Genomic DNA, 10630 nt, shown 5'->3' on the forward strand with positions numbered 1-10630 from the left:
ACGACAGGCGGCGAACAACTCGCCCAAAGGGGCAATCACTTGCCCTTTGGGACTGTACAAAGCCCGTCGTCCACCGCCCACCTATTTAGAGGGATTTATGTCGTCACTGGTGATACCCGCGCCGCGCCCGGAAGTCGAGGCCGAGCCGATAATCCAAAACACCTTTTTCTGGCCCGCCGTTGACCCGGCGGTGATGCGCGACATTCTGCGTTATGAGGGCACTATTACCCCGCTGCGCCTGCGTCACGCGGTGAAAAGCGCTATCGCCGAGGTCAACACCGAACTGTGGGAGTACCGCAAGGAACAAATGGCCCTCGGTTTTACCCTGCTGGCCGAGGTGCCGGCAGACCAAATAGATGGGGAAAGCATCAAGCTGTCCGAGTACCGGCGGGCGGTCAGCTCTATTACCGCCGCCAGTCTGGCTGAACGTTATCGCGGTTATGACGCCAGCGCCAACGGCGGCAAAAAGGCCGACGAGGTGGAAAGCCGCATTGATGAGCTGTGGCGCGATGCGCGGTTTAGTATCAGCAACGTGGCCGGAAAGCGGCACTGCATTATCGGGCTGCTGTAATGAAAATCCACGCGCTGCAAGGGGATACGGTGGACGCCATTTGCTGGCACTACTACGGACGCACCCAGGCGGTGGTCGAGCAGGTATTGGCCGCCAATGCGCGGCTGGCCGACCTGGGGGCCATCCTGCCCCACGGCACCGCGCTGGAGTTGCCCGACATCCCCGACGCGGCGGTTAAAGAAAGCCTTCAATTATGGGACTGAACCATGGAGCGAATTACCTCGGCGTTTGCCTATTGTGTTGCCGTGTTCCTGGCCTGGCTGGGGCGTATGTCACCGCAGGACGTGGCGTTTATGGTCGGCGCGGCGGTGGGCGTCGGCACCTTCTTAGTGAACTGGTATTACCGACGCAAAAGTTATCAGCTATTGGCCCGCAACGGGCTGCGCCGGGAGGTGTATGACGAACTCAACCGTTAAGCGCTGCGCGGTCGCCGCCGTCCTGGCGCTGGCCGCACTGTTGCCGCAGTCGAAAACCCTGCACACTTCCCAGGCCGGGCTGCGCCTCATCGCCGATTTTGAAGGCTGTCAGCTGTCGCCCTACCAGTGCAGCGCCGGAGTCTGGACTAACGGTATCGGCCATACCGAAGGGGTAAGCGCCAGCCGCCCCATCACCGAGCGCCAGGCGGCGGTGAATCTGGTGGCCGATGTGCAGCGCGTCGAAACCGGCATAGCGCGCTGTATGCCGGTCAGCCTGATGCCGCAGGCGGTGTATGACGCGGTGGTGGCCTTTGCCTTTAACGTCGGCGTGCGTGCCGCCTGTGGCTCCACGCTGGCATTTTTTATCAATAAAACCCAATGGCGCAGCGCCTGCAGCCAGCTAAGCCGCTGGGTATTTGTCAACGGTGTGCGCTCGGCGGGCATCGAGCGCAGGCGCAAAGCCGAAATGACCTTATGCTTGAGCGGGGCCTGATATGCGCCTGATGATTGGTTTACTCCTGGCGGCGGCCGTCGCCATCGCCGGGTTGTGGTGGTCCGCCGACGCGCTTAATGATGACCTGGAACAACAGACCCGCATCAACGGCACCCTGTCGGCCGGAATTGAAAGCCGCGATACGGCGATCGCCCGACTGCAAAAAGAAGCTTTAGACCAGGCCCGGGCCGAGCTGGCCCTGCGCCAATCCCTGACCGCCGCCGGACGCCTGGCGTTAACCCGCGAACAACGCATTCAAGGACTGCTTAATGAAAACCAAACCCTGCGCGATTGGTACGGCACTGCTTTGCCTGACGCTGCTGTGCGGCTGCACCAACGCCCCGCCTTTGCCAGCGCCGCAGATTATTTACGTTGGCTGTCCGAGAGTGAACAGCTGTCCGATGCCGGGGAGCCAACCCAAAAGTAACGGCGACTTAAGCGCCGATATCCGCCAACTGGAATCCGCCCTGGCCGCCTGCGGCCTTCAGGTGGAGGCCGTCAAACAGTGCCAGGAACAACATGATGCTCAAACCCGCGCAGCTGCGCCAGGCATTAACGGCCAGCGTGCCGCTACTGCAAAACAACCCTGATAACCTGCACCTGTTTATCGATAACGGCCGTGTGGTCTCGACCCTGGCCGCGTCGCTGTCGTTTGAATACCAATATCAGCTCAACCTGGTGATCACCGACTACGCCGGGGACGCGGACCTGATAATGGTGCCGGTGCTGGCCTGGCTGCGGGAAAACCAGCCGGACATTATGGCCACCGAGCATAAGCGCCAAACCGGCTTTACTTTTAAGGTGGACGTACTCAGCGACACGTTAAGCGATATCAGTATTGATTTGCAGCTTACCGAGCGGGTGATCGTCAAAGAGATTAACGGCGCGCTGCACGTTGACCATGTGCCGGAGCCGCCGCTGCCGGAAGACATTACCCGGCCGATGGCGCTGTATTTTCATAACGAACTGGTAAGCCGCTGGCATGAATGAATTAGAGCAGTTTGACCAACGCCTGGAAGGACTGATCGCCGCACTTAGCCCGCAGGCCCGCAAGGCCATGGCAGTGACCATTGCTAAAAAGCTGCGGACCAGCCAGCAACAGCGCATCAAACGCCAACAGGCACCGGACGGTACGCCCTATGTGCCGCGCAAGGTGCAACCGCTGCGCAAAAAACAAGGCCGGGTAAGACGGGAGATGTTTAGCAAGCTGCGGACTAATCGTTATATGAAAGCCAAAGGCGATAGCAACAGCGCGGTAGTGGAGTTTACCGGCAGGGTGCAAAGGATGGCGCGGGTGCATCATTTTGGGTTGAGGGATAAGCCGTTACCGCATAGGGAAAAAATTCAGTATGAGGAACGGCCACTGCTGGGTATGAACAAAAACGAATTTGTTGTTATTGAAGATATGCTGCTTAGCACACTTATTGAGTAACAGAGTCATTCAATGACTCATCTTTAGCTTTTTTCAGATTATCTTTCAAAGCAAAAATTTTAGTATTCAATGAACGATAATTAAAGTAGCTTATCCAAATAATAAAACCTGATATGGTAGCAATCAAACAAAAGATAATACGAGTTATTTGCGCGGTACGGGACTGTTGTATTGACTCAATTAGTTCCTCCTTGTCATTGATAAGTATGTTTTTTAAAAAAGCACAAGCCGAAACATTCATTCTTGAGGCATTCTTCTGTTCATCAAGATTGCCACATTGATAAAGAGTTATTTTTTCTCCGGTTTTTTTATTAATTATTTTATGTTCAGACATAAATGCTTGCTCATCATCTGAGTAAAAGGTTGTATAACCCATTTTATAATTTTCTGAAATTATTCCAATTGTAAGGGCAAATACAAAAAGAGTCGATACAATAATGAAGGCAAGTATTGAATGGGTAGAATCACTTTTTTTTAATCCCACAGGGCCGATTAATCCAGAAAGGAAACACTGCGATTTTTTAATCGTGCCTTTTTTTATCTCTGTATGTATTATAATCGCATCGGTAACGTTGTTTACATTCACTCCATCCAAAATTCTAAATCTTTGTAAATCATTGTCATCTTTATCAAGATCTTTTAGTTGTGGATTGTTGTACTCATATTTTAACAGCTTAAGTAATATTCTAATAAAAAAAGATACCCCTCCAGCCTTAATGAAAATAGTTAATGCAAATAACAATATAAGTATATTTTTATAAAGATCGATATTAAACGAAAATATTTCAATCACGGAAATTTCCCTCATGAATAACTGTATTAACACAATGATAACTTGTTCAATTTTTTGTACTTTTTGAATGCTATCATTTCTTCGTATTAACGCGGTAGTGTTGTGCCGTGATTCAGACATCCGTCATTAGTTGTTCCAAATTATCGCTTAGTACATCCTTTTTTTATGAAAACGATAGCTCAATCATCTGAAACTTTGCGCCTCCTCCGCAACCTCATCCGCATCGGCACCGTCGCCTTTGTCGATCTGGACAACGGCCTGTGCCGCGTGGACACCGGCGACAATACCACTAACTGGCTGCACTGGCTGACCGCCCGCGCCGGACGCACCCGCACCTGGTGGGCGCCGTCCGTTGGCGAGCAGGTGATCCTGCTGGCGCTCGGCGGTGAGCTGGATACGGCCTTTGTCCTCCCCGGCGTGTTTTCCGATGATTTTCCCGCGCCGTCGGCCTCCGCCGATGCGGTGCATATCGCGTTCCCCGATGGCGCGGTGATCGAGTACGAACCATTGACCGGCGCGCTGTTGACTACCGGCATCAAAACCGCCACGGTCAACGCCGCCGACAGCGTGGTGGTGACCTCTCCCCTGATCACCTGCACCGCCTCGACGCGCATCACCTTGGATACGCCGGAGGTGGTCTGTACCCACAAGCTGACCACTCAGACTATCGACATTCAGCAAGGCGGCGCGATGACCGGCAACCTGACGCACAGCGGCGGCAATCTCTCCTCCAACGGCGTGGTGGTGCATACCCATAAACATAAGGGCGTGCAGACTGGCGGCAGCCTGACGGATGGCCCGGCATGACCAATGCATCCTATCTCGGCATGAACCGCGACAACGGGAGCGCCCTGGCCGACCTGGCGCATATCCAACAAAGCGTGGCCGATATCCTGATAACGCCGATTGGCTCCCGGCCGATGCGCCGGGCCTATGGTTCGCTGCTGTCCGAGCTGATAGACCAGCCGCAGAATGCCGCGCTGCGCTTGCAGATTATGGCGGTGTGCTATAGCGCCATCCTGCAATGGGAGCCGCGTATCAGCCTGTCCGGCATCACGTTTCAATCCACCTACGACGGCAAAATGGTGGTCGAGCTGACCGGTAAAACGGTCAGCCAGGCCGCCGATATTTCCCTGTCCATTCCTGTGAGCTAACCGATGGCGACTATTGATTTGAGCCAGTTACCCGCGCCCCTGGTGGTCGAGGCGCTGGATTATGAAAGCCTGCTGACCGAGCGCAAAGCCACGCTGGTTTCGCTCTACCCGGAAGAGGAGCAAGCGGCGGTGGCCCGCACCCTGACCCTGGAGTCCGAACCCATCGTGAAGCTGCTGGAAGAGAACGCCTATCGCGAGCTGATTTTGCGCCAGCGCATTAACGAGGCGGCGCAGGCGGTGATGCTAGCTTATGCCAACGGGGCGGACCTCGACCAAATCGCGGCTAATTTTAATGTCTCGCGCCTGACGGTGCAGGTCGCCGACGATGCCGTGGTGCCGCCCCTGGCCGCCGTGTATGAGGCAGATATCGATTTACGCCTGCGCACGCCGCAGGCTTTTGAGGGGTTAAGCGTGGCCGGGCCGACCGGGGCTTATGAATATCACGCTTTGAGCGCCGACGGCCGGGTGGCGGATGCGTCGGCGCTCAGTCCGTCACCGGCGTGCGTGACCATCACCGTATTGTCACGCGAGGGCAACGGCGCGGCACCGGCCGACCTGCTGGCGGTAGTTGAGGCGGCGCTCAACGATGAGAACGTGCGCCCGGTGGCCGACCGGGTGACGGTGCAGTCCGCCGTCATCGTGCCGTATAGCATTAACGCCACGCTATACCTGTACCCCGGTCCGGAGGCGGAGCCGGTGCGCGCGGCGGCCGAGGCCAGGTTAACCGCGTTTATCACCGAGCAGCGTCGGTTAGGTCGGGATATCCGCCTGTCGGCGCTATATGCCGCGCTGCATGTGGAAGGCGTGCAGCGCGTTGAACTGGCCGCCCCGGCCCTGGATGTGGTGCTGGATAAAACCCAGGCCGCGTTTTGCACCGGCTACCGGCTCACGGTCGGCGGCTCCGATGAGTAGCCGCCTGTTGCCGGTCGGCTCCAGCGCGCTTGAAGTGGCCGCCGCCGAGGCCTGCGCCAAGCTGGGCGAGCTGGCCGTGCCGGTTCGCGAGCTATGGAACCCGGACACCTGCCCGCTACCGCTATTGCCGTATCTGGCCTGGGCTTATTCGGTTGACCGCTGGGACGAAGGCTGGAGCGAGGAAGCCAAACGCGCCGTGGTGCGCGCCTCGTTTTATGTCCATAAGCATAAGGGCACTATCGGCGCGCTGCGGCGCGTGGTGGAGCCGCTCGGTTACCTGATTAAAATCGTCGAGTGGTGGACGCATAACGAAACGCCCGGCACCTTTCGCCTGGATGTCGGCGTGCTGGAGACCGGCATTACCGACGAGATGTATAACGAGCTGGAGCGCCTGATAGACGACGCCAAGCCGCTGAGCCGCCACCTGGTCGGCCTGTCCATCAACCTGGATGTGACCGGCACCGCTTATGCCCGCGCGGCCATCTACGACGGCGACGAACTGACCGTGTACCCCTATTTCCCTGAAATCCTTACCGTGGCCGGCCAGCACTTTACCGGCGGCGCGGTGCATCTTATCGACACACTGCGAGTAAGCTCATGACGACAAAATATTATGCCCTGCTGACCAACCTGGGCGCGGCCAAACTGGCAAACGCCACCGCGCTGGGCACCCAATTAAAACTCACCCACCTGGCGGTCGGTGACGGCGGTGGCACGCTGCCTACGCCCGACCCGGCACAAAGCAAACTGATAGGCGAACAGCGCCGCGCCGCCTTAAATTCCTTGTCGGTGGACGCGGCCAATACCAACCAGATTATCGCCGAGCAAATTATCCCGGAAAATGAGGGCGGTTTCTGGATACGGGAAATCGGCCTGTTTGACAGCGACGGCACCCTGATTGCCATCGCCAACTGCCCGGAAACCTATAAGCCGCTGTTGCAGGAAGGCAGCGGGCGCACCCAGACCGTGCGCATGATTTTGATTATCAGCAACACCGAGGCGGTGACGCTAAAGATTGACCCGTCGGTGGTGCTGGCAACGCGCCAGTATGTTGATAACGCGGTTATCGAGGTCAAGCTTTACGCCGACACGTTACTCGCCAACCATCTGAAAGCCGCCCATCCCCATAGCCAGTATTTGCGCACGGCCAATAACCTGGCGGAGTTTAAAACCGCCGGGGCCGCGACGGTTGCCGCCGTATTGGCTAACCTGGGCTTAAGCAATATGGTGGTGCCGGTCGGTGTACCCATGCCCTGGCCGACCGCTACCGCGCCCACCGGCTGGCTTAAGTGTAACGGGGCGACATTTGATAAAACGCTGTATCCGCTGCTGGCGCAGGTCTATCCGGCCGGACAACTGCCTGATTTGCGCGGCGAGTTTATCCGGGGCTTTGATGATGGACGCAGCGTGGACAGCAACCGGGCGTTGCTCTCTGCCCAGGGCGATGCCATCCGTAATATCACCGGTGCGCAATCCTTTGTCGTCGCTTATAACGGCGCGTCTGCCGGTGCATTTTATAATAACGGGAAAAACGCCAATGAGGGCTTATACCCCGATGGCACGGTGATCACTGACGGGCCCCCGCTCGGCAATACGACCGTTGGATCTTCGCAAGGGGAGAAAATTTATTTTGACGCTTCGCGCGTAGTCCCGACCGCCGCTGAAAATAGGCCGCGTAATATCGCCTTTAATTACATTGTGAGGGTGGCGTAATGTCAGAACATAATATTGATACCAGGGATCAGGCCGAAATCGATGCTACCGGCCTGGCCACTGTCGCCGGGTGGCTCACCGTATATGCCATCAACCCCACGACGCGGGAATATACCGGCACCAGTGAAGAGTATTTACCGGTCGGCGTAGGACTGCCCGCGTTCAGTTTTATGGATAAGCCCGCTGTCGTTGCGGATAGTCAGGCGATAGTGCGTAATGCCGAGGGAGACGCCTGGGACCTCCTGCCGGATTATCGCGGTAACACGGCCTACAGCATTGAGACCGGCGCCCCGATTGTCGTAACCGCCCTGGGTGAACTGGATAATATGCTGACCTTGCTGGCTCCCGCGACCGGCTATGATAAGTGGAACGGCACCGCATGGGTAACAGATGAGACGGCGGAACACGCCGCCGCCGTCACGCAGGCGAATGCGCAGCGGGCAACGCTTATCACCGAGGCCAGCGCCAGGACGCAGCTTTGGCAAACGCAGCTGTTGCTGAATATTATCAGTGATACTGACAAGACATTGCTGACAGAATGGATGCGTTATATTCAGGAATTACAAACGGTTGATACTGCCATTGCCCCGGATATTAACTGGCCGGACGCGCCCCTATAATGGCAAAGCCCGCCAAATGTAGGCGGGCTTTAAATTGGCGTTATTTATTATGCCAATCAGGACATTTTAGAAAATAGAGCGTGTTTTCTCACATAGTCATAAAACGGCTTTTCGTGTTTCGCACGGTCTGTTTTTTTATCCTTTTTGTAGTCGTTGCCGATTTGAACCAGTAACGCCCTATTATCCTTGCTTTCATCGCGAGCCAGGTGATGACCGAGAACATAGTCCAACTCATGGTCCTGGCTGAAGTTAATAAAATCACCATCTTTTGGCGGCATAATATTATCCTTTCAGTGCGCATCGAATGGGTGCCTTTTAGCTATAGGACTATCTGCGCCTAAACGCCATGGCGTTTCCTGTTTATTCCAGACAAACATAATCAATATCAACTTCCCGGTTGTGTCATTGGCGATACGTCCGTTATGGCATGAAATTTATCCGCCATCCCGCCACCATAAAGACCTCAACTTACTACGGAGAGTCAACCGGATGGCTGATTATCATCACGGCGTGCGCGTCCTTGAAATCAACGACGGCACGCGCACCATTTCCACCGTTTCCACGGCCGTTGTCGGCATCGTCTGTACCGCCGCCGATGCCGACGCCGCTACCTTTCCCCTGAATACGCCGGTATTGATTACCGATGTGCTGACCGCCGCCGGTAAAGCCGGTAAAAAAGGCACGCTGTATGCCACCCTGATGGCGATCGCCAGCCAGGCTAAACCGGTCACCGTGGTGGTGCGCGTGGCCGAAGGCGAGACCGAAGCGGAAAGCACCTCCAATATTATCGGCGGCGTCGGTGCCGACGGGCGCTATACCGGCCTTAACGCGCTGCTGGCCGCGCAAAGCGAGACCGGCGTGAAGCCGGCGTGCCGGGCCTGGATAACCTGGAGGTGGCGACCGCGCTCGCGTCCGTCTGCCAGCAGCTGCGGGCGGTGGGCTATATCAGCGCCTGGGGCTGCAAAACCGTGTCCGAGGCCATCAAGTACCGGGAGAATTTTAGCCAGCGTGAGCTGATGCTGATTTGGCCGGATTTTCTGGCCTGGAATACGGTGACCTCGGCCAGCGATACCGCCTATGCCACCGCCTACGCCCTGGGGCTGCGCGCCAAGATTGACAACGACACCGGCTGGCATAAAACCCTGTCCAACGTCGGCGTTAACGGCGTGACCGGGATTTCCGCCCACGTGTATTGGGATTTGCAGACCACCGGCACCGACGCCGACCTGCTAAACCAGGCATGCGTCACCACACTGATTCGCAAAGACGGCTTTAAATTCTGGGGTTCACGTACCTGTAGCGACGACCCGCTGTTTGCTTTTGAGAACTACACCCGCACCGCGCAGATTTTGGCGGACACCCTGGCCGAGGCGCACCTGTGGGCGATGGACCGGCCCATGACGCCGACGCTGATACGCGACATGATTGAAGGGGTGAACGCCAAGTTCCGCGAGCTAAAATCCGCCGGATATATTATTGACGGCTCATGCTGGTATGACGCCGCCGCCAACGACAAAGACACCCTGAAAGCCGGGAAGCTGTTTATCGATTACGACTATACCCCGGTCCCGCCGCTGGAGGATTTGACCTTCCGCCAACGCATCACCGACCAGTACCTGGTGAGCTTTGCCTCCGCCATCAACAGTTAAGGAACCTTTATGGCTTTGCCCCGCAAACTGAAATTACTGAACCTGTTTAACGACGGTATCAGCTATATGGGCGTGGTGTCGTCCATGACCCTGCCTAAGCTCACCCGCAAGCTGGAGAACTATCGCGGCGGCGGTATGAACGGCGTCGCGCCGGTGGATTTGGGCCTGGATGACGACGCGCTATCGCTGGAATGGGCCATGGGCGGCATCGATGACTTGGTGCTGACCCAATGGGGCGCGGCCGGGGTTAACGCCGTGCCGCTGCGTTTTGTCGGCTCGTTCCAGCGCGACGACACCGGCGAGGTCACCGCCGTCGAGGTGGTGCTGCGCGGTCGCCATAAGGAGATTGATTCCGGCGACTACAAACAGGGCGAGGACACCGAAACCAAAGTCTCCACCCAATGCACCTATTACAAGCTGACCATCGGCGGCAAGGTGCTGATAGAAATCGACACCGTTAACCTGGTGGAAATCGTCAACGGCGTCGATCGCATGGCCGAGCACCGCCAGGCCATCGGCCTGTAATCAACCCTTACTGGCCTACTCTTTTCACTGCTAACTGAGAAATAAACATAATGAATAACCTGGTCAAACTGGATACGCCCATCAAACGCGGCGAGACGCTTATCACCGAGGTGGAAGTGCTGAAACCCAACGCGGGCGCGCTGCGCGGCGTTAGGCTGGCGGACGTGGCCAATGCCGATGTGGACGCGCTGTTAATTGTGCTGCCGCGCATCACCTCCCCGCAGCTCACCCAGCACGAATGCATGCTACTCGACCTGCCGGATATGGTGGCCCTGGCCGGTCAGGTGATCGGTTTTTTGTCGCCGAAATCGGACGAGACGGCATCCCCGCAGGCTTGACGGTGGACGACCTG

18 protein-coding genes and 1 pseudogene are annotated in these 10630 nt (G+C 56.7%); 17 read left to right on the forward strand and 2 right to left on the reverse strand.

Annotated features, from left to right (window positions below; genetic code table 11):
- The first annotated feature begins 97 nt into the window (after positions 1-97).
- Genes ACL2XG_RS05120 through ACL2XG_RS05155 form a run of 8 tightly spaced genes read left to right on the forward strand, consistent with a single transcriptional unit; the run spans position 98 to position 2912 of the window.
- Positions 98-571 (forward strand): head completion/stabilization protein, encoded by a 474-nt coding sequence (locus tag ACL2XG_RS05120; RefSeq protein WP_413722728.1) that lies wholly within the window; start codon positions 98-100, stop codon positions 569-571.
- On the forward strand, positions 571-774 hold the full coding sequence (locus ACL2XG_RS05125) for a tail protein X (RefSeq protein WP_413722727.1): 204 nt from the start codon (positions 571-573) through the stop codon (positions 772-774). The genes ACL2XG_RS05120 and ACL2XG_RS05125 overlap by 1 nt, the downstream gene beginning before the upstream one ends.
- Positions 775-777: 3 nt before the next feature.
- Entirely contained in the window at positions 778-987 is a 210-nt protein-coding gene (locus tag ACL2XG_RS05130; protein WP_323476804.1) for an HP1 family phage holin, read from the forward strand.
- Positions 968-1480, forward strand: a complete 513-nt coding sequence (locus tag ACL2XG_RS05135) for a lysozyme (protein WP_413722726.1) — start codon at positions 968-970, stop codon at positions 1478-1480. The genes ACL2XG_RS05130 and ACL2XG_RS05135 overlap by 20 nt, the downstream gene beginning before the upstream one ends.
- 1 nt (position 1481) lies before the next feature.
- A complete protein-coding gene (gene lysB / locus ACL2XG_RS05140; RefSeq protein ID WP_413722725.1) occupies positions 1482-1907 on the forward strand; it encodes an Rz-like lysis system protein LysB in 426 nt (141 codons plus the stop codon).
- Positions 1801-2070 carry an Rz1-like lysis system protein LysC gene (gene lysC, locus ACL2XG_RS05145; protein WP_413723593.1) on the forward strand — a complete coding sequence of 90 codons (270 nt, stop codon included), beginning with the start codon at positions 1801-1803 and terminating at the stop codon, positions 2068-2070. Before lysB ends, lysC begins: the two co-directional genes overlap by 107 nt.
- Positions 2003-2470: a phage tail protein gene (locus tag ACL2XG_RS05150; protein ID WP_413723435.1), complete on the forward strand. Its 468-nt coding sequence runs from the start codon at positions 2003-2005 to the stop codon at positions 2468-2470. The genes lysC and ACL2XG_RS05150 overlap by 68 nt, the downstream gene beginning before the upstream one ends.
- Positions 2463-2912, forward strand: a complete 450-nt coding sequence (locus ACL2XG_RS05155; protein ID WP_413722724.1) for a phage virion morphogenesis protein — start codon at positions 2463-2465, stop codon at positions 2910-2912. Before ACL2XG_RS05150 ends, ACL2XG_RS05155 begins: the two co-directional genes overlap by 8 nt.
- On the opposite strand, the gene ACL2XG_RS05160 is transcribed toward ACL2XG_RS05155, so the two are convergent.
- Positions 2902-3705, reverse strand: coding sequence for a hypothetical protein (locus tag ACL2XG_RS05160; RefSeq protein WP_413722723.1), 804 nt, complete (start codon positions 3703-3705; stop codon positions 2902-2904). The genes ACL2XG_RS05155 and ACL2XG_RS05160 overlap by 11 nt on opposite strands.
- Positions 3706-3870: 165 nt before the next feature.
- Here ACL2XG_RS05160 and ACL2XG_RS05165 point away from each other — a divergent pair, with 165 nt between their 5' ends.
- The 6 genes from ACL2XG_RS05165 to ACL2XG_RS05190 are packed head-to-tail and all read left to right on the forward strand — an operon-like array spanning position 3871 to position 8104.
- Positions 3871-4512, forward strand: coding sequence for a phage baseplate assembly protein V (locus tag ACL2XG_RS05165; protein WP_413722722.1), 642 nt, complete (start codon positions 3871-3873; stop codon positions 4510-4512).
- A complete protein-coding gene (locus tag ACL2XG_RS05170; RefSeq protein ID WP_413722721.1) occupies positions 4509-4859 on the forward strand; it encodes a GPW/gp25 family protein in 351 nt (116 codons plus the stop codon). Before ACL2XG_RS05165 ends, ACL2XG_RS05170 begins: the two co-directional genes overlap by 4 nt.
- Positions 4860-4862: 3 nt before the next feature.
- Entirely contained in the window at positions 4863-5771 is a 909-nt protein-coding gene (locus ACL2XG_RS05175) for a baseplate assembly protein (RefSeq protein WP_413722720.1), read from the forward strand.
- Complete coding sequence (locus tag ACL2XG_RS05180) at positions 5764-6372, forward strand: phage tail protein I (RefSeq protein WP_413722719.1); 609 nt, start codon at positions 5764-5766, stop codon at positions 6370-6372. The genes ACL2XG_RS05175 and ACL2XG_RS05180 overlap by 8 nt, the downstream gene beginning before the upstream one ends.
- Positions 6369-7484, forward strand: coding sequence for a phage tail protein (locus ACL2XG_RS05185; RefSeq protein ID WP_413722718.1), 1116 nt, complete (start codon positions 6369-6371; stop codon positions 7482-7484). Before ACL2XG_RS05180 ends, ACL2XG_RS05185 begins: the two co-directional genes overlap by 4 nt.
- Complete coding sequence (locus tag ACL2XG_RS05190) at positions 7484-8104, forward strand: tail fiber assembly protein (RefSeq protein WP_413722717.1); 621 nt, start codon at positions 7484-7486, stop codon at positions 8102-8104. The genes ACL2XG_RS05185 and ACL2XG_RS05190 overlap by 1 nt, the downstream gene beginning before the upstream one ends.
- Before the next feature lie 56 nt (positions 8105-8160).
- Here the strand turns inward: ACL2XG_RS05190 and ACL2XG_RS05195 are convergent, their stop codons facing one another.
- The gene (locus ACL2XG_RS05195) at positions 8161-8382 is read right to left on the reverse strand and encodes a hypothetical protein (protein ID WP_413722716.1); all 222 of its coding nucleotides are present in this window, start codon (positions 8380-8382) and stop codon (positions 8161-8163) included.
- A 211-nt stretch (positions 8383-8593) separates the two neighbouring features.
- Here ACL2XG_RS05195 and ACL2XG_RS05200 point away from each other — a divergent pair.
- The 3 genes and pseudogenes from ACL2XG_RS05200 to ACL2XG_RS05210 all read left to right on the forward strand — a co-directional run bounded on the left by ACL2XG_RS05200 (position 8594) and on the right by ACL2XG_RS05210 (position 10616).
- A pseudogene (locus ACL2XG_RS05200) lies at positions 8594-9753 on the forward strand (phage tail sheath protein).
- Positions 9754-9762: 9 nt separating this feature from the next.
- Positions 9763-10278, forward strand: a complete 516-nt coding sequence (locus ACL2XG_RS05205) for a phage major tail tube protein (protein ID WP_413722715.1) — start codon at positions 9763-9765, stop codon at positions 10276-10278.
- A gap of 50 nt (positions 10279-10328) precedes the next feature.
- Positions 10329-10616, forward strand: coding sequence for a phage tail assembly protein (locus tag ACL2XG_RS05210; RefSeq protein ID WP_413722714.1), 288 nt, complete (start codon positions 10329-10331; stop codon positions 10614-10616).
- The last annotated feature ends 14 nt before the right edge of the window (positions 10617-10630 follow it).

It is taken from the genome of Sodalis sp. RH24, assembly GCF_047324145.1.
In the GTDB taxonomy this organism is placed as follows: Bacteria; Pseudomonadota; Gammaproteobacteria; order Enterobacterales; family Enterobacteriaceae; genus Acerihabitans.

Coding starts and splice junctions, on each gene's coding strand:
- ACL2XG_RS05165 (WP_413722722.1), top strand. CDS start 3,871: ATGAAAACGATAGCTCAATCATCTGAAACTTTGCGCCTCCTCCGCAAC.
- ACL2XG_RS05195 (WP_413722716.1), bottom strand. CDS start 8,382: ATGCCGCCAAAAGATGGTGATTTTATTAACTTCAGCCAGGACCATGAG.
- ACL2XG_RS05210 (WP_413722714.1), top strand. CDS start 10,329: ATGAATAACCTGGTCAAACTGGATACGCCCATCAAACGCGGCGAGACG.
- ACL2XG_RS05120 (WP_413722728.1), top strand. CDS start 98: ATGTCGTCACTGGTGATACCCGCGCCGCGCCCGGAAGTCGAGGCCGAG.
- ACL2XG_RS05175 (WP_413722720.1), top strand. CDS start 4,863: ATGGCGACTATTGATTTGAGCCAGTTACCCGCGCCCCTGGTGGTCGAG.
- lysB (WP_413722725.1), top strand. CDS start 1,482: ATGCGCCTGATGATTGGTTTACTCCTGGCGGCGGCCGTCGCCATCGCC.
- ACL2XG_RS05180 (WP_413722719.1), top strand. CDS start 5,764: ATGAGTAGCCGCCTGTTGCCGGTCGGCTCCAGCGCGCTTGAAGTGGCC.
- ACL2XG_RS05135 (WP_413722726.1), top strand. CDS start 968: ATGACGAACTCAACCGTTAAGCGCTGCGCGGTCGCCGCCGTCCTGGCG.
- ACL2XG_RS05185 (WP_413722718.1), top strand. CDS start 6,369: ATGACGACAAAATATTATGCCCTGCTGACCAACCTGGGCGCGGCCAAA.
- ACL2XG_RS05155 (WP_413722724.1), top strand. CDS start 2,463: ATGAATGAATTAGAGCAGTTTGACCAACGCCTGGAAGGACTGATCGCC.
- ACL2XG_RS05170 (WP_413722721.1), top strand. CDS start 4,509: ATGACCAATGCATCCTATCTCGGCATGAACCGCGACAACGGGAGCGCC.
- ACL2XG_RS05190 (WP_413722717.1), top strand. CDS start 7,484: ATGTCAGAACATAATATTGATACCAGGGATCAGGCCGAAATCGATGCT.
- ACL2XG_RS05125 (WP_413722727.1), top strand. CDS start 571: ATGAAAATCCACGCGCTGCAAGGGGATACGGTGGACGCCATTTGCTGG.
- ACL2XG_RS05205 (WP_413722715.1), top strand. CDS start 9,763: ATGGCTTTGCCCCGCAAACTGAAATTACTGAACCTGTTTAACGACGGT.
- ACL2XG_RS05150 (WP_413723435.1), top strand. CDS start 2,003: ATGCTCAAACCCGCGCAGCTGCGCCAGGCATTAACGGCCAGCGTGCCG.
- ACL2XG_RS05130 (WP_323476804.1), top strand. CDS start 778: ATGGAGCGAATTACCTCGGCGTTTGCCTATTGTGTTGCCGTGTTCCTG.